The organism is Crossiella sp. CA198 (genome assembly GCF_052078295.1).
Lineage (GTDB): Bacteria > Actinomycetota > Actinomycetes > Mycobacteriales > Pseudonocardiaceae > Crossiella.
On record NZ_JBQJIM010000007.1, the window covers coordinates 171300 to 195245 of the forward strand.

Genomic DNA, 23946 nt, shown 5'->3' on the forward strand with positions numbered 1-23946 from the left:
GAAACACACCCGCGCGCGCATCATGCCCCACCCAAGGCGTGTGCAAAACCATTGAACCCCTGGATACCGCCGGACGCACCCGGTCGATGGTGTGAGATCCGCTCCGCTTGGCCGCGCTCGACCTGCCCGAGCTTGTTTCCGCAGGCCCTGGGCACGTGCTGGGGCGGATTAGGGACGCTGGCGGTTGAAAGTAGAACTGATGTCGCTGGGTAAGCGCACTAATGGGGGACAACGGTGTGTTACCGGGCTATCCGATTGCGGTCACTGCTCCCGATCGGCGAGTAGATCCCACGGGTCACCATCCGTGTCGCTTGTTACCAGCACGACCAATCGGCCTGAGATATCCAAGGCCGTGCCCGAGTTCCCGTCTGTCCGCCGACTGACGCGGTCCACCATCTCGGATTGCTCCTCCGGCGACAAATCCTGGTGGAGGAGACCGAAGGCGAGTCGCCGATCCCCGCGACCGAACAGGTTGAGCGGAGCCCACGCGCCGTGGAGGCGTCGTCCTGACACGAGGCGACCCACCGGAGGGGCGGTGGTGAACAGAGTCTCTTGGACACTGGCCACGTGGGTCTGTGCACGTTCAGCAAGCCATCGGACTGGAGTCCGATCATCATTGGCGTTGCCACCGGAAAGGTCCCGCAGCCAGAAATCTGGCAGGCCCCGCAACTCGTCGGCTAGCACTCCCACCTTCTGCGATGTGCCGTCCGCGTCCCGTGAGGTGTCGTCAGCCTGGACGGCTGGCTGACGTGGCTTGCCGCGAGGAACGAACAGATCCACGGTGATCTCCTGTTCGTTCGCATATGCCCAGCTCATGACGAACGGATGATCTCGGTGGTACTGGGACCACCTCAGAAGCTCATCGAGACGTCGCAGATTGTCAGCCAACGCCCTCGACGGCGCCTTCCGGTAACGTCCCCGGGCCTCGCCGGCGAGCCGACGCTTGGGCCAGCCGAACAGCAGATCTGGCTTGATTCCTCGCTTCCGGTAGGACCTGTCCGGCCCGATCGACAACGCGTCGAGATGGTGCAGAGAGCCACGGCGATGCCAGCGCCCGCTGGCCTCCACCGCGGCGGTGAGCATGGCCAGTCCCAGCGACTCCACCACGAAGTGTCGAATGTGATGAGAGCTAGTTCGTGCCACATCTGGACGAAGCCGCAGCGGTCCGTCCAGTGGAGTGTCCAAATAGGACAGAAGAATCCGGGCTTCAGGGAAGTAGCTGTCGAACCGGGCTGGGCATGGAGTGGCCAGCGTGTTGATCCTGACCAGGCGAGCGATGTTGATGTCGAGCTTACGGGTTCGCGGCTTCAGCTCGGCCGAAATTCCTTCTACCCCAACCAGCTTGGGATCGACAGTCCAGACGAAGTCACGCAAGGTAACCGAGGCCATGGCATCAGGTTAGCTGCGTGTGGGGTCGCCGCGACCGTAGCCGTGGCGACCCCACACGATCAGGTCAGTCCCAGTCGAGCGCGCCACCGGTCTGGTACTCGATGACCCTGGTCTCGAAGAAGTTCTTCTCCTTCTTCAGATCCATCATCTCCGACATCCACGGGAACGGGTTCTCCGCCTCCGGGAACACCGGAGTCAGGCCGATCTGGGCGCAGCGCCGGTTGGTGATGAAGTGCATGTACTGCTCGCACAGCTCGGAGTTGAGGCCGAGCAGGCCGTTGGGCATGGTGTCGCGGCCGTAGGCCACTTCCAGCTCGCAGGCCTCGCGGAGCATGGTGCGGATCTCGGCCTGGAACGCCTCGGTCCACAGGTGCGGGTTCTCGATCTTGATCTGGTTGATCGCGTCGATGCCGAAGTTCAGGTGGATCGACTCATCGCGCAGGATGTACTGGTACTGCTCGGCGATGCCGACCATCTTGTTCCGCCTGCCCAGGGACAGGATCTGGGCGAAGCCGGTGTAGAACCACATGCCCTCGAAGACCACGTAGAAGGCGACCAGATCGCGCAGGAAAGCCTGGTCCTTCTCCGGGGTGCCGGTGCTGAACTCCGGGTCCTCCAGGTTCTGCGTGTACCGCAGCGCCCAGGCGGCCTTGTCCGTGATGGAGGGGACCTCGCGGTACATGTTGAACAGCTCGCCCTCGTCCAGGCCCAGCGATTCGCAGATGTACTGGAAGGTGTGCGTGTGCACGGCCTCCTCGAAGGCCTGGCGCAGCAGGTACTGGCGGCACTCCGGGTTGGTCAGGTGGCGGTACACCGCGAGCACGATGTTGTTGGCCACCAACGATTCCGAGGTGGCGAAGAAGCCAAGGTTGCGCTTGATCGCCCGGCGCTCATCGTCGGTCAGGCCGGTCGGGGACTTCCACAGGGCGATGTCGGCCTGCATGGAGACCTCGGTGGGCATCCAGTGGTTGTTGCAGCCCGCCAGGTACTTGTCCCAGGCCCAGTTGTACTTCAGCGGCAGCAGCTGGTTGACGTCGGCGCGACAGTTGATCATCGCCTTGTCGTCCACGCTGACCCGGCCGCCGCTGCGGTCGATCTGGCCGAGGCCGGTGGCGTCGACAGAGGGTTCAAGGGCGGTCACTGGCAGGCCTCGCAGTCCGGGTCGGTGATGGAGCAGGCCAGCGCCTCGGCGGCCTGGGCGGCGGCGGGGGAGACCGCGGCCGGGGCGGGTTCGGGCGCCACCAGCACGGGGGAGACGGCGTTGAGCTTGCCGTCGGTGCCGCGCAGGGTGGACTTCTCCACGTGCGTGGCGCTCTGCGCGCGCAGGTAGTACGTGGTCTTCAGGCCGCGCAGCCAGGCCAGCTGGTAGAGCGAGTCCAGCTTCTTGCCGCTGGGCTTGGCCATGTAGAGGTTGAGCGACTGGGCCTGGTCGATCCACTTCTGCCGCCGCGCCGCCGCCTCGATCAGCCACTCGCTGTCCAGCTCGAACGCGGTGGCGTACAAGGACTTCAGCTCGGCCGGGATGCGCTCGATGGCGCCGAGGCTGCCGTCGAAGTACTTCAGGTCGCCGATCATGACCTCATCCCACAGCCCGCGCTCCTTCAGCTCGCGCACCAGTTGCGGGTTGACCACGGTGAAGTCGCCGGACATGTTCGACTTCACGTACAGGTTGCGGTACAGCGGTTCGATCGACTGGTTGACCCCGGTGATGTTGGCGATGGTCGCGGTCGGCGCGATCGCCATCACGTTGGAGTTGCGCATGCCGACCTCGACCACGCGCGCCCGCAGCGTGTCCCAGTCCAAAGTGGACGAACGGTCCACCGCGAGGTCGCCCGCGCGGTTGTCGGCCAGGATCTGTACCGAGTCGATCGGCAGGATCCCCTTGCTCCACAACGAACCCGGGAAGGACTCGTACGCGCCACGCTCGGCGGCCAGCTCGGCCGAGGCCGAGATCGCGTAGTAGGAGATCTCCTCCATGCTGCGGTCGGCGAACTCCACCGCGCCCGGCGAGGCCATCGGCAGCCGCAGCGCGTAGAGCGCGTCCTGGAAGCCCATCAGGCCCAGGCCCACCGGACGGTGCCGCATGTTGGACCGGCGCGCCTCGGGGATGGTGTAGAAGTTGACGTCGATCACGTTGTCCAGCATGCGGACCGCGGTGCGCACGGTCTTCTCCAGCCGGGCGTGGTCGATGCCCTCCGGCGTGATGTGCTGGGCCAGGTTGACCGAGCCGAGGTTGCACACGGCGACCTCGTCTAGCGAAGATCCGCTTGCGGGATCGAGAATCCCAACCTGGGTGTTGAGCGTGATCTCGGTGCACAGGTTGGAGGAGTGCACCACACCCGAGTGCTGCTGCGGGGAACGCAGGTTGCACGGGTCCTTGAAGGTGATCCACGGGTGACCGGTCTCGAACAGCATGGTCAGCATCCGCCGCCATAGGTCCTTGGCCTGCACCCGGCGGAAGACCCGGATCTCGCCGCGGTCGGCCGCCGCCTCGTACTCGGCGTACTTGCGGGAGAACTCCAGGCCGTAGGCGTCGTGCAGGTCCGGGACCTCATCCGGGGAGAACAGCGTCCACTGGCCGTCCGCGCGCACCCGGCGCAGGAACTCATCCGGCACCCAGTTCGCGGTGTTCATGTCGTGCGTGCGCCGCCGGTCGTCGCCGGTGTTCTTGCGCAGGTCGAGGAATTCCTCGACGTCGATGTGCCAGGTTTCCAGGTAGGCGCAGACCGCGCCCTTGCGCTTGCCGCCCTGGTTGACCGCGACCGCGGTGTCGTTGGCGATCTTCAGGAACGGCACCACGCCCTGGGACTTGCCGTTGGTGCCCTTGATGTGCGCGCCGATACCGCGCACCGGGGTCCAGTCGTTGCCCAGCCCGCCCGCGTACTTGGACAGCAGCGCGTTGTTGCTGATGCCGTGGAAGATCCCCTCCAGGTCATCGCCCACCGTGGTGAGGAAGCAGGAGGACAGCTGCGAGCGGGTGGTGCCCGCGTTGAACAGCGTCGGCGTGGAGCACATGAAGTCGAAGCTGGAGATCAGGTCGTAGAACTCGATCGCCCGCGCCTCGCGGTCGTCCTCACGCAGCGCCAGGCCCATGGCCACCCGCATGAAGAAGGCCTGCGGCAGCTCGTAGCGGACCTCGTCGCTGTGCAACAGGTACCGGTCGTAGAGGGTCTGCATGCCCAGGAACTGGAACTGCAGGTCGCGGTCGGCCACCAGGGCCGCGCCCAGGCGTTCCAGGTCGAACTTGGCCAGTTCGGTGTCGAGCTGGTCCAGCTCCACGCCACGCCGGATGAACTCGGCGAAGTAGACCGGGTACTGCTCGGTCATCTGCGCGTGGCTGGCCACCCGCTCCTCGCCGGCCAGGAAGCCGAGGGCCTCACCGCGCAGCTTGTCCAGCAGCAGCCGGGCGCTGACGTAGGAGTAGTTCGGGTCGTTCTCGACCATGGTGCGCGCGGCCATCACCGGCGCCACGCTCAGCTCGGCCGGGCTGATCCCGTTGTAGAGGTTGCGCATGGTCTCGGCGAGCACGGTCTCCGCGGCGACCGCGGTCAGCCCGGCGCAGGACTCCTGGATCACCAGCGCGAGCCGCGCGGCATCCAGCGGGACCAGCGTGCCGTCGGCCTGGCGCACCGAGAACCGCGGCGCGGCCGTGGGCGCGGACACCGCGCGGGCCTTGGTGTGCTCCTCGCGGTAGAGCACGTAGGCGCGGGCGACCTTCTGGTGCCCGGCCCGCATGAGGGTCAGTTCGACCTGGTCCTGGATCTGCTCGATGTGCAACGGCCGGTCCGGTCCGGCGTGCCGCAACAGAGCCTGTTCCACCGACTGGGTCAGCTCGGCGATCTGTTCCCGCACGCGCGGCGAGGCGCCGGCGTCGGTGCCCTCCACGGCCAGCCAGGCCTTGGTCATCGCGACCGAGATCTTGCTCGCTTCGAACGGGGACACCGCGCCGTTGCGGCGGATCACCGTGATCGCCCCCGAGGCGATCTCTGGCGAATGCACTGACACGAAAGCTGCTCCAAAATGTGTGCTGGGCGGACGAAGGCAGCGCCGGGCGACCGGGCACCCGGGTGCGGGTTCGGTTGCCGTCGCTGGGGAAGCTTGGGTGAGGCGTTAGCTCTGAGGCTCGCTAGCACTCGCGGGCGATGCGGTCATACAGGTCGTCTCTCCTCGCGAGCGCCGGCGCCGATGGGCCGCGGAGTCAGAGGCAGGCGAGGGCCGACCGGGGCGCGCGGAGGCGCCGTCTGGTCGTCCGCTCGGCCTTCCCACGAGACCGCGAACCGGGCACACCGTCGGTGCGCCCGCTGACGGCAGGTCTTCGGACTCGTGGGCGTGCCGGCCGGGGCCGGTCTCCTACTGGCCGTCGCTTCCCGGACCGTGGCGTCCAGTGCTGTACCGGCGCGATCGCTCGGCCGGTGACGGCGGTCGTTCCCACTCACCGCTGCGGGGCAGTCCCGGAGTCGCACCGGGTTCCCTGTTGCCTCACCGGGGGTTTGCGTGCCCGGTGAACCATCAGCGGAACGGATACTACATGTAGGGGTCGCCTGTGCAAGCGCACCCAATATGGCCGTGTGTCGCGTGTCGGTGGGACATGACACGATGGGGGCTGACCGATCACGGTGCGTGGAGGTGTGTAGTGCGGGCATGGCGGGTGCACGAGCTGGGCGAGCCGCGGGATGTGCTCAAGCTGGACGAGGTTCCGGACCCGGTGGCAGGCCCCGGCCAGCTGCTGGTGAAGGTCCGGGCGACCGCGCTGAACTTCCCGGACGTGCTGATCTGCCGTGGTCAGTACCAGGTCCGCCCGCCACTGCCGTTCACCCCGGGGGTCGAGCTTTGCGGTGACGTGGTCGCGCTCGGTGAGGGCGCGTCCGGCTGGTCGGTCGGCGATCGCGTCATCGCCACCCCCGCGCCGCCGCATGGCGGACTTGCCGATTACGTCACAGTCAACGCGAACGAGGTCATCCCGGCGCCGGAGTCCCTGGACGACGCGCAGGCCGCCAGCTTCCACATCGCCTACCAGACCGGCTGGTTCGGCCTGCACCGCCGGGCCGGGCTGGCCGAGGGCGAGACGCTGCTCGTGCACGCCGCCGCGGGCGGGGTCGGCAGCGCGGCCGTCCAGCTCGGCAAGGCCGCGGGCGCCACGGTGATCGGCGTGGTCGGCGGCGCGCGCAAGGCCGAGGTGGCCAAGCAGCTGGGCGCGGACCTGGTGATCGACCGAAAGCAGGAGGACGTGATCGCCACGGTGAAGGAGTTCACCGGCGGCCGCGGCGTGGACGTGGTCTACGACCCGGTCGGCGGCGAGTCCTTCCGCGCCTCCACCAAGGTCATCGCCTTCGAGGGCCGGATCGTCATCGTCGGCTTCGCCAGCGGCGAGATCCCCAGCGCCGCGATGAACCACGCCCTGGTCAAGAACTACTCGCTGCTGGGCCTGCACTGGGGCCTGTACACGCACAAGGATCCGGCCTCGGTCCGCCAGGCGAGCCTGGAACTGGCCGCACTGGCCGAGGAGGGCCTGGTCGATCCGCTGGTCGGCGAGCGGCTGCCGCTGGCCGAGGCGCCCGCGGGCCTGCAACGACTCGCCGACGGCGACTCCGTCGGCCGGGTCGTGGTGACCTTTGACTAGGAACTGATGGAGTTACGCGAGATCGAGGCATTCCTGGTGCTGGCCGAGGAACTCCACTTCGGCCGCACCGCGGCTCGCCTGCACCTGACCCAGGGCCGGGTGAGCCAGACGATCCGGACCCTGGAACGGGAGATCGGCGGCGCGCTGTTCGAGCGGACCAGCCGTTCGGTCCGGCTCACCGGGCTGGGCAAGGAGTTCCTGGCCGGGGCGCGCACCGGGCACGAGCAACTGCTGACCACCCTGCGCGCGTGCCAGGTGCTCGCGCGCGGGGTCAACGGCACGCTGCGGGTGGGCTACCACCCGTCGATGGGCCTGGACTTCGTCACCGGGCTGGTGCGGGCCTTCGAGGCCAGGCACCCGCGGTGCGCGATCCAGCTCAACGCCACCGAGATCGGCCCGGACCTGCTGCCGGTCTTCGCCGGCGCGCAGGTGGTGCTCACCTGGTCCCCTGGCGACCCGGAACTGTTGCGGGACACCGGACTCGGCGTCGGACCGGTGCTCGCCAGACATCCACGGGCACTGGTCACCCCGGCCGATCACCCACTGGCCCGCGGCGAGTCGATCTGTGTGGAGGACCTGGCCGGTCACCTGCTGTGCAACCCCACCAACTCCGCGCCGCCCGCGCACCGCGCCGCCTGGACCCCGGTGGTCACCCCGTCCGGCCGGCCGATCCCACAGACCTCCGATGACCTGTGCGCGCTGACCGGCAAGACCAGCATGCTGGTCGACGACGCGCTGATCCTGGTCGCCCGCGGGGTCGGCCTGCACTGCTCGGTGGCCGGGGTGCTGGACCGGATGCCGTTCCCCGGTCTGGTCGCGGTGCCGATCCGGGACCTGCCGCCGATGCTGGCCGTGCCGGTGTGGCACCAGGATTCGGCCGCGGTACGGGCTTTCGTGGACCTCGCCGCCGAACTGGCGCCGATTGATTAGCCCGGCTAATCGGAACCATTGATGATCGACTGTTGTTCCGGCCGGCCGCCGATCCCAGACTTCCCCCGTGCTGACAAGACTTCTCGCGACCACAGTCGCACTGACCCTGACCCTGCTCGCCTCCTGCGCCGCCGCCCCCGCCAGCCCCGAGGTACCGACCCTGGTGCGCAACGGCCAACCCGGCCCCGCACACCAGCGCCTGCAACCGCTCATCGGTGAGTGGGAGGTGGAGATGCGCACCTTCATCGCCGGTGGCACCGCGGAGAAACCGTTGGTGGCCAAGGACGTCAAGGGCACCCGCCGCTGGGTGGAGGGCACCGGCGGCCGCCACCTCCAGGAAGAGCTGACCGGCACCTTCAACGGCGGCCCGTACTACCGGCTCGGCTGGCTGGCGCACGCGAACATGGCCAAGCAGTACGAGTTCGTCACCATCGACGCGCTCAACGCGGCCATGATGAGCTACCACGGCGCCTCCGACAACGGCTCCGCCGAGCTGAACATGACTGGCGAGTTCGTGGACCAGGGCGTGCTGGGGGACGCCTACATCGGCAAGACCATCCGGATGCGTACGGTCATCCGGTTCGAGACCCCGGACCGGCAGGTGATCGACCTGCTCTTCACCCCGCCCGGCGAGCCGGAACGACTGGCCGACCGCAAGACCTACACCCGCCGCTAAGCGCGAGCGTGTCGCCAGAGGTCCGGCCCGTCACGCGCCGGCGTGTTGGCCGTTGTCGTACCCGGTGTTGGCCGAACTGGTACGCCCCTTCGGCCAACACACCGTCCACAACGGCCAACACACCGTCCACAACGGCCAACACGGGGGCGGGTGGGGCTAGCTGAGGCGGGTCAGGTAGGTCGTGGTCTTGCCGGGCAGTTCCACCGTGCGGCTCGCGCCGGTGTCCGGGTTGATCAGGACCGCCGTGCGCCCGCCCACCACCACGAGGGTGCCGTCGGCGGCCAGGTCGATCGTGTTCACCTGGGAACCGATGGGCACGGGCATCTCGTGCCGGACCCGGCCGCCGGGCAGTTCGATCAGCCGGATCGCCCGGCCGCCGTCCTTGGCGACGTCCACCGCGGCCAGTCCGGCGCTGATCAGCCGCACCGCGCGCGGGTCGGGTCCGGTCTCGATGGGCTGGGGCGCACCGGATCCGCGCACCAGCACGGTCTTTCCGGGTGCTCCGCTCTCGCCGTCGCGGACCAGGCTCAGCAGGGCCAGGTCCGCCACACAGGAGACCGACACCGGTACGGCGCCCTGGCCGAGTGGGACCGGAACTCCCGCACCGCGGCGCAGTGTGCCGGCGCGGCGCGGGGTGGTTCCGGTGGTGCCCGCGAGGCAGCGGCCGTCGCCCGCGGTGATCACTTCGGGCCAGCTGTCCTCGGCGATCGTGCCGAGGTCGGTCGCGCGGTAGGTGTGCACGGTGCGGCCGATCCCGAGCAGCCCCTGGTCCAGGCCGGTCGGGTACTGGGCTGCCGGGACCGTCCGCAGTGGACGGACGCTTCGGCCGGCGCGATCCAGTTCCAGCACGTCCGCGCCGAGCCCGTCATCGATGCCGGAGAAGACCAGGGTGCGGTCGGCGACCGTGATCAGCGCGGTGTCCAGTGGCTGGTCCTGGTTGGCCGCACCGGGCAGCGTGGCCAGCGGCAGCGCGCGGGCCGTGGCGGTGTCCAGGCCGACGAGCAGTTTCCGGCCGCCGTCCCGGACCACGACGAACGAGCCCGCCGCGGCCCATTCGGCGCTCAACGGCCGGGCGCAACCGGCCAGCAGCAGCACGGCCAGCCCCAGCGCGGCGGTCCGGCGCATGGTCACCACTCCCGCAGCGCGCGTTCGGGCGGCAGGGCCGCGGCCCGGATCGCCGGGCGTAGTGCGCCGAGCAGCATGGCCAGCGCGGGCCCGAACAGCAGCCCGAGTGTCCACAGTGGACTTGGCAGGCCGGTGCCCGGCGGCAGGGTGACGCCGAACAGGGTCCGGCCGCCGAGCCCGGCGGCGGCGGCGACCGCGAGGTTGCCCAGCAGCACGCCCACCGTCCCGGCCAGCAGCCCGGCGATGGCCAGTTCGGTCAGCAGCAGGGCCAGGATCCGGCGTCGGGCGAAGCCGATCGCCTTGAGCACCCCGATCTCCCTGGTCCGGCCGCGCACGAACGAGCCTGCCAGGGTCAGGCCGGAGAGCAGGCTGAACACCAGCAGCAGGGCCAGCACGACGTAGGCGAAGACGGACAACAGTTCCAGCGCGGCTGGCAGTTCGCTCAGCCTGCTGGCCAGGCTGGTGGCGCTGAACCCGAGCGCCCTGATCCGGGTCAGCGCGGCCGGCACCTGATCGGCCTGCCGTGCCAGCACGGTCGCCGAGGAATATCCTTGCCGTGAAAGGAAGTCCGCCGCGGGCACCCCGGCCTTGGCCGCGGCGAGGCGGACCACCAGCGCGGGATCGGCGTAGGCCGCGGACGGCCCGTCCTCGGCGTAGCCGGGATCGTAGAGCCCGGCCACCTGAACCTCTTCGGTGAGCGGCACGCCCTGGCCCGCGGCGACCTGCCGGGTCGCGGTGACCTCGACCCGGCTGCCCAGCAACGCGGTCAGGTCGGCGCCCTGAACCCGGGCCGGTAGGACAACCTCGTTGTCCCGCAATGGGAAAAGCTCGGGCCGGGTACCCGCGACGATCGGTGGCCGCCGCGAATCCTGGGGCACGGTGGCATACAGCAGCACTCCGGGCACGCTGTCGGTCTTGATGCCGAAGGCGGCCTGGAGACTGGGCTCGATCGCGCCGAGATTCTCGACGCCGCCAAGCTTGTCCAGGTTTCCGCTGGTCAGTGCCAGGGTGTCGGCCCGCTCCGGCGCGGCCCGCAGTTCGATGGTGCGCAGCGCCTGTCCTTCGGCGATCCCGGTCCTGGTCCGTTCCGCCGCCCGGCCGACCAGCCCGGCCGCGAGCAGCGCGAGCAGACAGCCCAGCACGGTCACCAGGACCAGCGGGGTGAGCCTGCCGCGGTACTGCCGCAGATTCCGCCAGGCGATCGGCAACGTGCGGGTCATCGATCTCCCTCGGTCAGCCGGCCCTCGGCCAGGTGCAGACGGCGGTCGGCCGCGGCGGCGACAGTGCCGGAATGGGTGACCACCAGCACCGCGCAGCCACGTTCCGCCGCCGCGCGCAGGTGGTCCAGCACGACCTGACCGGTGGCCGGGTCGAGGTTGCCGGTGGGTTCGTCGGCCAGCAGCAGCCGCGGCCGGTTGACCAGCGCCCTGGCCAGGGCCACCCGTTGCGCCTCACCACCGGAGAGCAGGCCGGGCAGGTGGTCCCGCCGCGGGTGCAGACCCAGCCCGGCCAGCGCCGCTCCGGCCAGCGCGGTCGCCGCGGCGGCCGGACCGGGCACGGCCAGCGCGACGTTGCGCACCGCGCTCAGGTGCGGCAGCAGGTGGCCGGACTGGAACACGAAGCCCAGTTCTTCGCGCCGTACCCTGGCCAGCCGAGCCTCGCTCAGTTCCCGGGTGTCCCGCCCGGCCAGCCACACTGTGCCGGCATCCGGGCGGGCCAGCAGCCCGGCCACCGCGAGCAGGGTGGTCTTGCCAGCGCCGGACGCCCCGCGCAGCGCGACCAGCTCCCCGGCGGCCACGTGCAGGGACACCTCGTCGAGCACCGTGGTGCGGATGCCTTGGCGCACATGGGCGCGCACGATCCGGTCGAGTCTGAGCACAGTTCGCTCCCGATCAGGGGTTGGCGGTCAGCCACAGGGCGTCGGCGGTGGCGGACAGATCGCAGTCGGTGGCCGTGGGCTCCGGCCGGTACAGTTCGGGCTGGGCCGGACAGCCTTTGGTCGCGGCCACGGCTCGCTGAACCGCGGTTGCGGGCACCGAGATGTTGTTGCGGCGCAACGCCTGCACGCCGGCGCGCAGCTCGCGCAGGCTGAGCGCGCCCGCGTCCCGGTCCAGCAGGCCGGGCAGGGTGGCCAGTTCGGCGCGCAGGCCCGGCGGCGCCGCGTCACCGGTGAGACCGAGCACCTGCCAGGCGGTGAGCCGCTCCTCCCGGCCCGTCGGCCGCCAGTCGGTCAGCCGCGGCAACGGGAGATCCGGGGCGAGCCTGAGCTGGAGCCGGCGCAGGTTCACCCAGCGCGCGGCGGCGTCCCCGCTGATCTCCGGCGGCACCGCGCCGGACAGCGCGATCAGCGCTCGCCGGTCCAGGTCGCTGTCCGCCTGGCCGGTGGCACGCCGGGTCAGCGCGGCCTTGGCCAGCGTCGCCGGATCCAGCTCGGCCTGGCCCGCCAGTTCGTCGACCCCGGTCACCAGTAGCCGGTCGTCCCCGTCGAGGCCGGCCAGCGCGCGGATCTCGGTGACCGCCAGCGCGCTGTCGATGGTGCCGATCCGGCGGTCCTTGGCCGCGACCATCCCGTTCGGCAGCCTGCGCCCGGCCAGCAGGCGGGTCAGTGGGGCCAGCGCGGCCGCGTCGCCACCGAGTTCACGCCAGGTGGCGGCGAGGTGGAAGGCGCGGAAGGCGTCCATGTCCTGGCCCAGTTCCGCACGCAGGACGCCCAGCAGCCGGGGAGCCTGCGGCGAACGACCGGTCAGGCAGGCGAAGCCGTAGACGTCCAGCACCGCCTCGTCGCCGGGCAGCCCGTCCAGCGATCGCCCGATCCGCTGCCACCAGGACTCCGCCTGTGCCCGCACCGTGGCCGGTTCGGTCAGGCCGAGCGCCCTGCTCGCGGTGCGCAGCGTGCATGCCTGGTAGGGATTGGTCAGCTCGGCGGCGCGGGCGGCGAGCCAGCCGGAGATCCGCGCCCGAGCGGGTTCATCGACCGGGATGTTGTTGTCAGCCAGTACTTCCAGTCCGGCGGCGGTGGTGGCCAGCCTGCTCCAGTCCGCCGCCGCGCCGTCTTCGAGGTAGCCACCGGGCTGGAGCGCGGCGCGGATCCGCTCCGGGGCCAGTGCTGTGCTGGGCACCCCGGTGGCGCGCGCGATCCGGTTGAGGTACCAGCGGTTCCACACCGCCGCGCCGGTCAGCTCCGTGGGCGGCAGCGCGCCGGGAGCGAGTGCGGGCGGTCGTTGCCCGGTCAGCGCCAGCACCTGGTCGGCATAGGCCGTCTCGGCCAGGCTGGGCGCGGCCGAGGCGGCCAGGGCGGGGCGGTAGAAGAGCCCGTTGTCCGCGCGCAGCCCTTCGAGTTGGAGGGCGAGCGGGGACAACGGGGTCGGCCTGCCGGTGGGCCAGTACAGCGTGGTCAGGACCACCGCCAGGACGACCGCCACCGGCAGCCACGTCCGCACCACCGGCCGGCCTGGCATCGGCTCAGACCCGCGCGATCGCGCTGCGGGGCGTGCCGTACTGAGGCACGTGCGCCACCGCCTCGGAGTTGGCCCCGATGTAGAGGGTCAGTCCGTTGCCGCAGACGTTGCCGGACAGGTCAGCGATCCAGTTGTTGGTGTTGGTCCACTCCCGGCCGAACTCGGCCCCACCGTTGGAGGTGCTGACGCCGCCGCCGGACCCGCTGACGCTGGCGCCGATACCGGTCGCGCTGAAGCTGGCCTTGTTCTTGATCCAGGCCGCGTTCTTCGGATTGTTGCCGAATTTGCTGTTCGCCATTGCGGCAGGGGCGAACGCCGCGACGCCGGCCAGGGTGATGACGGCGACCGCCATCGCTTTCTTGAGGTTCATGAATTCAGCATGCGCGGGCGTGCCGGAATCAGCTAGGACCGGCATGAGTTTCCGCCGGAGTCCGGACAGGAACAGTGGCCGGCAAGCTGCCGCAGCCGCAGGCGCAGCACCTCGCCGATCACCGCGTGCACGACCCGATGACTCAGCAGCTCTGGACCGGCCCCAGGCGACCCGCGGCGCAGGCCGGTCAGCGCGGTGGCGACCGAGTCCGGCTGGAAGTCCCGCTGCCGCAACAGCTCTGCCAGGAAGAGCAGCCCCGCTCGGGGCGGCACGCCGATCTTGTCCAGCCGGGCCACCGCGGTGAGCAGGGCGGATGATCCCGGCTTGGCGCCGCCTTCGGTGATCAGCACGACACCGTGGTCGACCAGCAGGCGCGCCGCCGCCTCGCCCGCGCTGTGCAACCGATGGAATTCCCGGAGCAGGCCGGTCAGCGGGGTGTGTGCCTCCTCGGCCATGACTCGTCGGATCGCGGCCAGGTTGAGGCCCTCGCGCTGGTATTCGGAGATGCGCTGGATGGCGGTGAGGTGTTCGTCACCGAAGTGGAGTCGGCCGCTGATTCTGGCCACCGGTGGCAGCAATCCCTTGGCCCGGTACTCCCGAATAGTGCGTTCTGCCACGTTTGCCTGAGTGCTCAGCTCGGCAACCGTGAAAAATCGCATGCCCCGCATATGACAATCTCCTTGAAAGCAGCCGCCTCCCCGTCGGGCGGCTCGGGCAGGGAAACATCGCGTTTCGGCGATGTCAAATGGTCGCGAGCCGTTGACCAGGCTGTTCACATCCATGATCAACGGACTTCGGCAAGGTTCTTGACTAGAGATCGGATGTGTCCCTAGCTTGTGGTCACCGCCGCGCCGTCTCACTGGAGAGCTGGCACATGAAACGACACACCGCCGTGCTGCTGCCCGTTCTGGCCGCCGCGATCGTCCTCACCCTGCCGTCCGCCGCGACGGCCGGGTCCACCGCTGCCGAAGTGGTGCGGGTGAGCAGCCTGCCCGCGCTGCAGAACGCGCTCAACGCGGCCAAACCGGGTGACCGGATCGAACTGGCCGACGGCAGCTACAACGCCACCAGCGCGATCACCGTCCGCCGTTCCGGCACCGCGTCCGCGCCGATCACGGTCAGCGCGGCCAACGTGGGCAAGGCGGTCATCACCGGATCCACCGGGTTCGCCTTCGACAACGTCAGCTACGTGGAGCTGTCCGGATTCTCGCTGCGGCACGGCGGTTCGCTGTCCGTGCCGACCGCGGCGCACCACATCCGGTTGAGCCGCAACACGATCCAGTTCTCCGGTGACGGGAACTGGGTCAACATCAACGGCAATGACGTGGAGGTCGACCGCAACACCTTCCAGAACCGCAGCACCGCCGGGGTCTTCCTGCAGATCGCCGGGCCCAGCGACAACGTCGCCAAGCGCACCAAGGTGCACCACAACTACTTCTACAACCACAGCTTCGCCGGCGCCAACGGCGGTGAGTCGATCCGCCTGGGCTTCAGCCACAAGCAGAGCTACTCGGCCGGGGCGGTCATCGAGCACAACCTGTTCGAGAAGGCCAACGGCGACCCCGAGGCGATCTCGGTGAAGGCATCGGACAACACCATCCGGTACAACACCATCCGGGACAGCAAGGGCTACATCGTGCTGCGGCACGGCCACCGCAACCTGGTGGAGGGCAACCTGCTCTTCGGCAACACCGGCATCCGCTTCCACGGCAACGACCACAAGATCATCAACAACTACGTGGCGGCCACCGGCGGACGGGCGCTGGTCTTCGGCAAGGGCTCGGAGGCGGACAGCTCGCCGACCAGCACCGGGCACGACCGGCCGGACCGGGTCACCGTCGCCTACAACACCCTGCTGGGCACCAGCTCGGTGGTGGACAGCGACGGCGGCGCCTTCCTGCCCAAGGACTGCGTGCTGGCCAACAACATCATCGTGGGCAGCTCCGGCTCGCTGGTGGCGATGCGCGCCGGGTCCACGGTGAAGTACGAGGGCAACATCGCCTACGGCGCGAGCGCGGGCATGCCCTCGGGCGGCTACCGCAACGTCGACCCGAAGCTGGTCACCGATGCCAACGGGCTCAAGCGGTTGAGCGCGGGCAGCCCGGCCATCGACGCCGGTGCGGGCAGCTATTCCTTTGTCGCCAACGACTTCGACCCGCACGCGCGCAGCGGCAAGCTGGACGTGGGCGCGGACGAGTTCGGCGGTTCGGTGAGCCGCAAGCCGCTGCAGAAGGCCGACGTCGGCCCGTCGGCGCCGTGAGTCACCCGGTGGAGGTGGGGCTAGCCCTACCTCCACCGGAGGTGGTGACCCGATCGTGCGCGCGGCCCGCGATCACTACGGTTGCCGCATGAGGATGCTCAAGGTGGGGGCGGCGCTGGTCACCGGCGCCGTGCTGTTGTCGGGGTGCTCGCTGATCGCGCGCAACCGGGAGACCCAGCAACAGGATTTCGAGCAGAAGATCGCCAAGCTGGAGGTGACCCTGGACAGCGGCGACGTCGAGGTCCGGGCCGGTGGGGACGGCAAGGTCAGCGTCACCAGGAAACTGGAGTGGGCGAACAACAAGCCGGTCGCGCACGAGGAATGGTCCGGCGAGACGCTCCGGATCACCCCGCCCACCTGCTCGAACAACTGCGGGATCAACTACGTGATCACCGTGCCCGCCGCGATCGCGGTGCAGCTGCGCACCGATTCGGGTGCGGTCTCGGTCTATGACGTCAAGGGCGACCTGCGACTGGAGACCGATTCCGGGGACGTGCGCGCGGACAACCCGGTCGCCGCGCTGTGGGCGCGCACCGGCTCGGGCACGGTCACCACCTCCGGCGCGCGCTCGCCCAAGGCCGAGCTGCACACCGATTCCGGTGACATCACCGCCGGGTTCGCCGCCGCGCCGGGCAGTGTGGTGGCCGAGGCCGGGAGTGGCGCGGTCACCGTCACGGTGCCCAAGGAGCCCGCCGGGTACCAGGTGACCGCCAAGACCGATTCGGGCAAGAAGGACATCGCCGTCACCCAGGAGGCGAGCAGTCCGCGCACGATCTCCGCGACCGCCGACTCCGGCGACGTCACCGTCAAGTACGGCTGAGGGGGAGCAGGCCCGGCGGAGGCGGTGAGGGACGCCTCCGCCGGGCGCCGCCGGGACTACCAGCTCGGGCTGAGCCGGACGTCCGCGGCCTTCACGAAGAACGCCCGGTGCCCGAAGAACACCTGGTAGTACTTGTCCTTGCCTCGCACGACAGTGCGCGGGCCCGCCCAGTTCTGCGCGAAGTAGTAGTCGGTGGACACCTCGTGCTCGGCGAGCACGTACTTCTCCCCGGCGCGCATCGTGTACTGCAACGGCGCGATCGCCTGATACGGCACGCCGGTGCCCGCGTAGGCGGCTTCCTCCGGGTAGGCCCGGCCGAACACCGGGACCTCGGTCAGGCCGGGCCGCGGGGTGACGGTGTACCCGGTGCTGTTCACCGCGGTCGGCTTGGATCGCGGGTTGTGGAACCAGGCTTTCTGGCCCAGGTACCAGATCGCGGTCCATTCGCCGCGGCGTTCGGCCACCGCGAAACGCTGTCCGGTGTCCACCCGGCCGCCGTAGTCGCTGACCTGCCGGGTGCTGTTGCTGCCGTCCGGCCGCAGCCCGGGATCCTTGACCAGTGGGGCCTCCGCGCTGGGTTCGGTGTGCAGGAACACCGAGGTGGTGCCGCGAACCGGGCAGGGGTCGGCGGGTTTGGTGCTGTCACAGCCGTACATCGCCGGGTGGTGGGTGGCATAGTCCGGTTTGATGGTGACGATCCCGGCCCACGGTCCGGTGCTGGTGTGGAAGGGCGCGCCGAGCAGGTCGAAGTAGTGCGCCCAGTCCCAGTAGGGGCCCGGGTCCCAGTGCATGCCGCGCACGGTGGCCGGGGTGGTGCCGGGGACGTTGTCGTGACCCAGGATGTGCCCGCGGTCCAGGGGGATGTCGTACTTGTGCGCCAGGTAGCGGACCAGCCGGGCCGAGGAGCGGTACATCGCCTCGGTGTACCAGGTGCCCTTGGCCGCGAAACCCTCGTGCTCCAGGCCGATGGAGTGCGAGTTGATGTACCAGTTCCCGGCCTGCCAGGCCACGTCCTCGGCCTGGACGTGTTGCGCCACATGGCCATCCACCGAACGCAGGGTGTACTGCCAGCTCACGTACTTCGGGTTCTGCACCAGCCGCAGCGTGGTGTCGTAGTAGCCCTCGGTGTCGTGCACGATGATGTACTTGATCTTCAGATCGCGCGGCCGGTCCGCCTGGTCGTGGTTGCCGTAGCTGCCCGGCTTGCTCGGGTCGAAGTGCTCGTACGGCGCCGGAATCCATTCACAGCCCAGGTTTCTCGGACACTCGGTGGCATCCGGCTTCGGCGCGCGCAGTCCAAGACCGTCCACTTGGGACACTCGCGGGCTGAGCCCGGGATCGGCGGTCAGTCGGACCCGGTGCCCGTCGTCGGTGACCCGGTCCGCGCCGGTGCGCAGCAACTCGAACACGTCGTCGGCGAACCGGCGGGCGGTCGCGGTGTCGGTGGCCCCGCTGTACCTGGCCACCGCCCCGTACCAGTCCCCGGTTGCGGTGCCGCCCCGTAGTTCGCGCTGGTACTGGGCCAGTACGGCAGCGCCGCCACGGATGTTGACCGCCGGATCCGAGCGCAACTTCGCCGGCTCGGCCCCGGTCAGCCGCGCGGCCAGGTCCAGGGTCTGCAACCCGGCGGGGGCGGCGCCGGCGGGCGCGGGTTCGGGCAGCCGCAGCGGCCGGGCAGTGTCCCCGCGCGGGTCCTCGGCGCCGTCCCCGTGGTGGGTGTCCGGGGCGACGCCGAGGCCCCGCGCATCAGTGAGGTGCATGGGCCCGAAGCCCGCACCGCGGCTCGGTTCCCCCGCGTTGGCATCCCAGCGCGACTGGAGGTACGAGACGCCGAGCAACACACTCGGCGGCACGCCGAACTCGGTGGCGGCGGCCGTGAACGCGTCCTGCCGGTCCGCCGGAGCGGCGGTCGCGGACACCGGGGTGACAAGCGCGCCGAGCACCGCGAACGCGGCTCCCAGCACGAGGTGACGCCGGACAACGGGCATGTGGACATCTTTCACACAACGCCGCTTGTGTGGCAATAGTCCACAAGGAGTCCGCGACCGCGAGTACCTCGCCGGCGTGTTGGCCGTTGTCGTACCCGGTGTTGGCCGAACTGGTACGCCCATTCGGCCAACACACCGTCCAGAACGGCCAACACACCGTACGACAACGGCCAACACGGTGCGCGAAATATCCCGCGCGCGGAGCGCGCCAATCACTACCGCCATTTTCAGCTGAAACGCATGCGCAGCAACGTGCCGCCGCCCTCGGGACACTCCGCGGACACGGTCGCCCCGTGTGCCCGCGCCACCTGTCCCACGATCGCCAGCCCCAGCCCCGAGCCCGGCAACGACCGGGCCGCGGCCGAGCGGTAGAAGCGCTCGAACACCAGATCCAGGTCCGCCGCCGGGATCCCCGGCCCCTGGTCTCGCACGCACAACTCCTTGTCGCGCAAGGAAACTCGCACGATCCCGCCGGGTGGGCTGAACTTGCCCGCGTTGTCCAGCAGGTTGCGTACCGCGCGGGCCAGGCGGCCGGGCTGGCCGGTGATCGCGGTGGGGTCCAGGTCCAGGCAGAAGGCGGTGCGGGGCCAGTGGGCGCCCACTTCGGCGGCGACGTGTTCGACCAGCAGGTCCAGGCGTAGTTCCTCGGCCGGGTCGGCGGCTTCCTCGCCGCGGGCCAGTTCGATCAGGTCGGTGACCAGGCCGGTCAGCCGGGTGGCCTGGGTGTGCAGGGCGGTGAGCACGTCGCCGCGCTGGGTCTGGGTGAGCTGGTCGGCGCGGCGCAGCAGGTCGATGTTGGCGCGCAGGCCGGTCAGCGGGGTGCGTAGTTCGTGTGAGGCGTCGGCGACCAGTTGTCGTTGTGCGGCAAGGGCGGCGTCCAGTTCGGCGAGCATGGTGTTGAACCCGGTGGACAGCCTGGCCAGTTCGTCCGCGCCGTCGACCTCGATGCGGGCCCGTGGATCCCGGTTCGCGGCCACCCGCTCGGTCGCCTCGGTGAGCGCGGCCACCGGGCGCAAACCGCTGCGCGCCACCAGGTATCCGGCCGCGGCGGCCACCGCGACGCCGACCAGGCCGGCGCCGATGAGCGCCCAGCCGATCCGGTGGAGGCTCTCCTCGGTGCGGTCCGAGCGCACCGCCACCTGCACCGCGACCCCCTCGGCCAGCGGCGAGGTGAGCATGCGTACCGGGTGGCCGCCGATGGTGGCCGCGCTGAAGAAGGCGGTGCGGCGGCCTGCGGCGACCGCGCGGGTCTCCTCGGTGACCGGCAGACCGGCGTCGTCGGTGATCCGCCCGTCCGCGGTCACCTTCTGCGCGCACGCCGGCGCGGTGATGAACTCGCAGGGGCCAGCGGGGATCCAGGCGTCGGGGGCCACGCGTTTCAGCCGAGTCACCTCCCGCTGTAAGCCCAGGTCGGTCGACCGGTGCAGCTCACCCGCGATCAGCAGGTAGGCGGCCACCGCCATCGCCGTGGACGTCAGCGCGACCGCCAGCGCGCCGGTGACAGCGATTCTGGCGCGCAATGGCCAGCGGCGCCTCACGGGTCACCCAGTCGATAACCAAGTCCGCGAACCGTGTGCAGCAACGGGGGCTCGCCAGGCGTCTCCAGCTTGCCGCGCAGATACCGGATATACACCGCCAGTGAGTTCGCTGTGGACAGTCCGGGACCCCACACCAGCTCGATGATCGACTCCCGCGGCAGCGCCCGGCCGGCGTTGCGCGCCAGCACCTCCAGCAGGGCGAACTCGGTGCGGCTCAACTCGATCCGCCGGTCGCCTCGGCGCACCAGCCGGGCGGCGGTGTCCACGATGAGATCCCCGTGTCGCAGGATCGCCGGATCGGCCGGGTAGGCCCGGCGCAGCAGCGCCCGCACCCTGGCCAGCAGCTCGTCCAGGTCGAACGGCTTGACCAGGTAGTCATCGGCCCCGGCGTCCAGCCCGGCGATCCGGTCGCCCACCGCGTCCCTGGCGGTCAGCACCAGGATCGGCGTCCGGTCACCGCTCGCGCGCAACCGGCGGCACACGGTGAGGCCGTCGGTGAAGGGCATCAGCAGGTCGAGGACCACCGCGTCCGGCCGCCAATCCGCGATCTCGGCCAGCGCCAGCCCGCCGTCGCCTACCCCGCGCACCTGGTGGCCCGCGGTGCTCAGCGCCAGCTCGACCGCCGTGCGCACGGCATCGTCGTCCTCGGCCACCAGTACCCGCATGATGCCCCGATGGTAGCCAAGGGATTCTCACCGGACTCTCATCCGTACCCGACATGGTGATCCGGTGCGAACATCACGTGAACGAGTCGTGTCCGGCGGCCTCGCCCTTGCCCTGCTGCTCACCGGAACACCCGCCACCGCCGAGCCCGCGGCCGGTGAGGTGTTGTTCCCGGTGAGCGGCGGGGTGCTGCGGCTGCGTCCGTCCACAATGGAGATCACCGGCCCGGCCCTGGTGTCAGCGGGTGTTGACGGGTTGGGCCCGGTGGCCGGGTTGCGGCGCAACAAGGACGGCGTGACCTGGCGGTACCCCGAGCGCGGCTACCGGGTCTGGGCCGGGGTGCGCGAGGGCAGGCTGCGGGTCACCGTCCACGGTGGGGCGGGCAGTCTGCGCTGGCCGGTCAGTGGCGCCGATCCGGCCTCCACCCGGCTGGCCGTGCCGCGGGGCGAGGGCCTGTCCGTGCCGGTCACCGACACCTGGTGGGCCGAGCGCCTGGGCACGGTGCCGGTCTCTGGCGGTCTGACATTGCCGTTCTGGGGGCAGACCCTGGGTGGGCGCGGGGTGAGCTACCTGGTGTCCACCGAGATCGGCACCGACCTCGCTGTGTCCACTGTGGACAATCGGTTGCGCGTCACCGCGGAACACCGGTTCGAGGCGCGCACGCCGGAATATACCGTCGACTTCGGACTCACCGATGGCTCCCCGGTGGCCGCCGCCGCGGACTACCGCCGGTTCCTGGCCGCCCGTGGCGGACTCGGCAACCTGCGGGCGAAGATCAAGGCCAACCCCGCGGCTGGCAAGCTGCTCGGCGCGTTGCACGCCTACGGCTGGGGTCAGGCCCGGCAGGCCGAGGGCGTGCGCCGGTTGCGCGAGCTGGGCATCGACCGGCTGTGGCTGGGTTACGACGGCACCCCGATGAGCAAGGAGGCGGTGGCCGAGGCCCGGCAGGCCGGGTACCTGGTCGGCCCGTACGACTCCTGGGACAACGCCCAGGATCCGGCCACCGCGGACAATCCCGGCTCGGTCTGGCCGGGGAAACTCTGGCCGGAAGGCTGTGTCCGCAAGGCCGACGGCACCCCGCAAACCGGGTTCGGCGGCCGCGGCTGTTACCTCAGCACCGCCGCCCTGCCCGACTCGGTCTACCGGGACCGGGTGCGCGAGTGGACGGCCAACGGCGCGGACAGCTACTTCCTCGACGTGGACGCCGCCAGCGAACTCTTCGACGACCACGCACCGGCTCATCCGATGACCCAGGAACAGGATCGCGCCAACCGGCTCAAGCGGATGGCCTGGCTCTCCGGCGAACGCGGTCTGGTGCTCGGTTCGGAAACCGCCGCGGGCTGGGCGAATCAGGTCCTCGCCTTCAACCACGGCTCGGCCACCCCGATCACCGACGCGCTGTGGACGGCCCAGCGGGACAAGCCGAACTGGGGCGCCTGGTATCCGGAAGCGGCCCCGGCGTTCTTCTTCAAGCCGGTCGAGCTGTCCGCCGAGCTGACCAGGTTCCTGTTCGACCCGGCGGTGCGCGTCCCGCTGTATCAGACCGTGCTGCACGATTCGCTGATCTCCACCGACCGCTGGGAGCTGCCGCTGTCCAAACTCCCGGCCCTGGCCACCGACCGCATCCTGCTCGCGCTGCTCTACAACACCCCGCCGAACCTGGTGCTGGACCAGGGCGAGCTGGACCGGCACGGCGAGCGGATCGCTGAGCTGCACCAGGTGTTCTCGCCGCTGCACAAGCTGGCCGGGACCGAACCGCTGACCGCATTCCGCTGGGTGGACGGTGATCCCAGGGTGCAGGAGACGGAGTTCGGCAACGGCGTGCTGCGGGTGCGCGCCGACTTCAGCACGGGCTGCGTGGAAACCTCGCGGAGCGCGCGGAAGTACTGCCCGACGGCCTGGTGATCACGGCGATCCTGGACTCCTGGTGGAGCTGCCGCGCGGGATGAGCCGGGCGTCCAGGGTCACCGTGCTGGGTAGTCGCCCCGGATCGGCGATCCGGGCCAGCAGCAGCCGGGTGGCCTGCACCCCGATCTGGTAGGCGGGCTGGGCCACCACGCTGAGCTGCGGCTCCAGCAACGTCGTCCACGGTGCGTCGTCGAAGGAGACCAGCCCCAGATCGAGCCCGGCCCGCAACCCGTGCGCGCGCATCGCGGCCAGCACCCCGACCGCCATCGCGCTGTTGCCCACCAGCATCGCGTCCGGCCGCTCCGGCCCGCCGAGCAGCTCCGAGGCCGCCACCTGCGCGCCCGGCGCCCGGTACTCGGCCCGGCGCAGCAGCTCCCGGCGCCCGGTGCCGACCAGGGCGTCCCGGTAGCCCGCGGCGCGGTCATCGGCCGTGGGCACCCCCTCCGGGCCGGTCAGGCAGGCGATCCGCTGGTAGCCCTGCTCGATGAGGTGCTCGGTGGCCTGGCGGGCGGCCAGGCGGCTGTGCACCAGCACCATGTCGCAGGAGCGGTCCGGCATCCGGCGGTCCACCGCCACCACCGGGGTGCCGCTGTCGAAGAGCGGGTCCAGGCTGCCGGGCAGCCCCGAGGGCGAGACGATCACGCCCGCCGCCCGCTCGCTCAGCGCCACCTCGACGTAACGCCGTTCCTTGTCCGCGTTCTCATCCGAATTGCACAGGACCACCTGGTAGCCACCGGCCTGCGCGGTGTCCTCCACCCCGCGGGCGATGGCCGTGAAGAACGGGTTCTCCACGTCTGAGATGATCAAGGCGAGCACCGCGGTCTCCTGCCTGCGCAGGTTGCGGGCCAGGCCGTTGGGCCGGTACCCGAGTTCCTTCGCCGCCGCCCGCACCCGGCTCGCCAGCTCCGGGTCCACGGTGGACTTGCCGTTCAACGCCCGCGAGACCGTCGCGGTGGACACCCCTGCCCGTGCGGCTACATCACTGATCGTCGCCAACTTGCTGACCCCTTGCTGCGCGCTGTCCCCGCGGACACCTTATTGACCCGACCGCAAATTAAGAAAGAATCTTGGCGAAATCGATTGCGTGCACGTTGCGCTTTTCGCCCGGTCGGGCATTGATCCACTCGGTTGACGCGCACGCTCCAGGCGTGGCGAATCATGCGCATGTCTGCAACCGTGCACTCAGGCACCGAAGGGAGAG

General features: G+C 70.1%; 19 protein-coding genes and 1 riboswitch. Of the genes, 6 read left to right on the plus strand and 13 right to left on the minus strand.

Translation table 11 applies throughout. The annotated features are described in order from the left end of the window. Positions 1 to 261: 261 nt before the first annotated feature. The 3 genes from ACTOWY_RS13790 to ACTOWY_RS13800 form a co-directional block, all read right to left on the minus strand. Positions 262 to 1389, minus strand: a complete 1128-nt coding sequence (locus ACTOWY_RS13790; RefSeq protein ID WP_441310009.1) for a hypothetical protein — start codon at positions 1387 to 1389, stop codon at positions 262 to 264. A gap of 64 nt (positions 1390 to 1453) precedes the next feature. Beyond that, positions 1454 to 2530 (minus strand): ribonucleotide-diphosphate reductase subunit beta, encoded by a 1077-nt coding sequence (locus tag ACTOWY_RS13795; protein ID WP_441310010.1) that lies wholly within the window; start codon positions 2528 to 2530, stop codon positions 1454 to 1456. Beyond that, positions 2527 to 5388: a ribonucleoside-diphosphate reductase subunit alpha gene (locus ACTOWY_RS13800; RefSeq protein ID WP_441310176.1), complete on the minus strand. Its 2862-nt coding sequence runs from the start codon at positions 5386 to 5388 to the stop codon at positions 2527 to 2529. The genes ACTOWY_RS13795 and ACTOWY_RS13800 overlap by 4 nt, the downstream gene beginning before the upstream one ends. A 290-nt stretch (positions 5389 to 5678) precedes the next feature. Continuing rightward, a riboswitch (cobalamin riboswitch) is annotated at positions 5679 to 5915 on the minus strand. Between the two features lie 107 nt (positions 5916 to 6022). Between ACTOWY_RS13800 and ACTOWY_RS13805 the strand changes: the two genes are divergently transcribed. From ACTOWY_RS13805 to ACTOWY_RS13815, 3 genes are all read left to right on the plus strand, one after another. After that, positions 6023 to 7009 (plus strand): NADPH:quinone oxidoreductase family protein, encoded by a 987-nt coding sequence (locus ACTOWY_RS13805; protein WP_441310011.1) that lies wholly within the window; start codon positions 6023 to 6025, stop codon positions 7007 to 7009. A gap of 6 nt (positions 7010 to 7015) precedes the next feature. Further along, positions 7016 to 7939, plus strand: coding sequence for a LysR family transcriptional regulator (locus tag ACTOWY_RS13810; protein ID WP_441310012.1), 924 nt, complete (start codon positions 7016 to 7018; stop codon positions 7937 to 7939). Between the two features lie 67 nt (positions 7940 to 8006). Further along, positions 8007 to 8615 (plus strand): DUF1579 family protein, encoded by a 609-nt coding sequence (locus ACTOWY_RS13815; protein ID WP_441310013.1) that lies wholly within the window; start codon positions 8007 to 8009, stop codon positions 8613 to 8615. A gap of 156 nt (positions 8616 to 8771) precedes the next feature. Here the strand turns inward: ACTOWY_RS13815 and ACTOWY_RS13820 are convergent, their stop codons facing one another. Genes ACTOWY_RS13820 through ACTOWY_RS13845 form a run of 6 tightly spaced genes read right to left on the minus strand, consistent with a single transcriptional unit; the run spans position 8772 to position 14350 of the window. Continuing rightward, on the minus strand, positions 8772 to 9740 hold the full coding sequence (locus tag ACTOWY_RS13820) for a hypothetical protein (RefSeq protein WP_441310014.1): 969 nt from the start codon (positions 9738 to 9740) through the stop codon (positions 8772 to 8774). A gap of 2 nt (positions 9741 to 9742) precedes the next feature. Beyond that, the gene (locus ACTOWY_RS13825) at positions 9743 to 10960 is read right to left on the minus strand and encodes an ABC transporter permease (RefSeq protein WP_441310015.1); all 1218 of its coding nucleotides are present in this window, start codon (positions 10958 to 10960) and stop codon (positions 9743 to 9745) included. Next, complete coding sequence (locus ACTOWY_RS13830; RefSeq protein WP_441310016.1) at positions 10957 to 11619, minus strand: ABC transporter ATP-binding protein; 663 nt, start codon at positions 11617 to 11619, stop codon at positions 10957 to 10959. The genes ACTOWY_RS13825 and ACTOWY_RS13830 overlap by 4 nt, the downstream gene beginning before the upstream one ends. A gap of 13 nt (positions 11620 to 11632) precedes the next feature. Then, the gene (locus ACTOWY_RS13835; RefSeq protein WP_441310017.1) at positions 11633 to 13162 is read right to left on the minus strand and encodes a hypothetical protein; all 1530 of its coding nucleotides are present in this window, start codon (positions 13160 to 13162) and stop codon (positions 11633 to 11635) included. 40 nt (positions 13163 to 13202) lie between these two features. After that, on the minus strand, positions 13203 to 13568 hold the full coding sequence (locus tag ACTOWY_RS13840; RefSeq protein ID WP_441310018.1) for a hypothetical protein: 366 nt from the start codon (positions 13566 to 13568) through the stop codon (positions 13203 to 13205). A gap of 32 nt (positions 13569 to 13600) precedes the next feature. Beyond that, entirely contained in the window at positions 13601 to 14350 is a 750-nt protein-coding gene (locus ACTOWY_RS13845; protein WP_441310019.1) for a MerR family transcriptional regulator, read from the minus strand. Positions 14351 to 14442: 92 nt separating this feature from the next. On the opposite strand from ACTOWY_RS13845, the gene ACTOWY_RS13850 reads away from it, so the two are divergent. Continuing rightward, on the plus strand, positions 14443 to 15828 hold the full coding sequence (locus ACTOWY_RS13850; RefSeq protein WP_441310020.1) for a polysaccharide lyase 6 family protein: 1386 nt from the start codon (positions 14443 to 14445) through the stop codon (positions 15826 to 15828). A gap of 88 nt (positions 15829 to 15916) precedes the next feature. After that, positions 15917 to 16648: a DUF4097 family beta strand repeat-containing protein gene (locus ACTOWY_RS13855; RefSeq protein WP_441310021.1), complete on the plus strand. Its 732-nt coding sequence runs from the start codon at positions 15917 to 15919 to the stop codon at positions 16646 to 16648. A 56-nt stretch (positions 16649 to 16704) separates the two neighbouring features. Here the strand turns inward: ACTOWY_RS13855 and ACTOWY_RS13860 are convergent, their stop codons facing one another. From ACTOWY_RS13860 to ACTOWY_RS13870, 3 genes are all read right to left on the minus strand, one after another. After that, on the minus strand, positions 16705 to 18636 hold the full coding sequence (locus ACTOWY_RS13860) for an N-acetylmuramoyl-L-alanine amidase (protein WP_441310022.1): 1932 nt from the start codon (positions 18634 to 18636) through the stop codon (positions 16705 to 16707). 227 nt (positions 18637 to 18863) lie between these two features. Then, positions 18864 to 20156 (minus strand): ATP-binding protein, encoded by a 1293-nt coding sequence (locus ACTOWY_RS13865; protein WP_441310023.1) that lies wholly within the window; start codon positions 20154 to 20156, stop codon positions 18864 to 18866. A 14-nt stretch (positions 20157 to 20170) separates the two neighbouring features. Continuing rightward, complete coding sequence (locus ACTOWY_RS13870; RefSeq protein WP_441310024.1) at positions 20171 to 20839, minus strand: response regulator transcription factor; 669 nt, start codon at positions 20837 to 20839, stop codon at positions 20171 to 20173. 64 nt (positions 20840 to 20903) lie between these two features. Here ACTOWY_RS13870 and ACTOWY_RS13875 point away from each other — a divergent pair, with 64 nt between their 5' ends. Further along, positions 20904 to 22742: a glycoside hydrolase gene (locus tag ACTOWY_RS13875; protein WP_441310025.1), complete on the plus strand. Its 1839-nt coding sequence runs from the start codon at positions 20904 to 20906 to the stop codon at positions 22740 to 22742. On the opposite strand, the gene ACTOWY_RS13880 is transcribed toward ACTOWY_RS13875, so the two are convergent. Next, the gene (locus ACTOWY_RS13880; RefSeq protein WP_441310026.1) at positions 22743 to 23741 is read right to left on the minus strand and encodes a LacI family DNA-binding transcriptional regulator; all 999 of its coding nucleotides are present in this window, start codon (positions 23739 to 23741) and stop codon (positions 22743 to 22745) included. It lies immediately after the preceding gene. Positions 23742 to 23946: the final 205 nt, after the last annotated feature.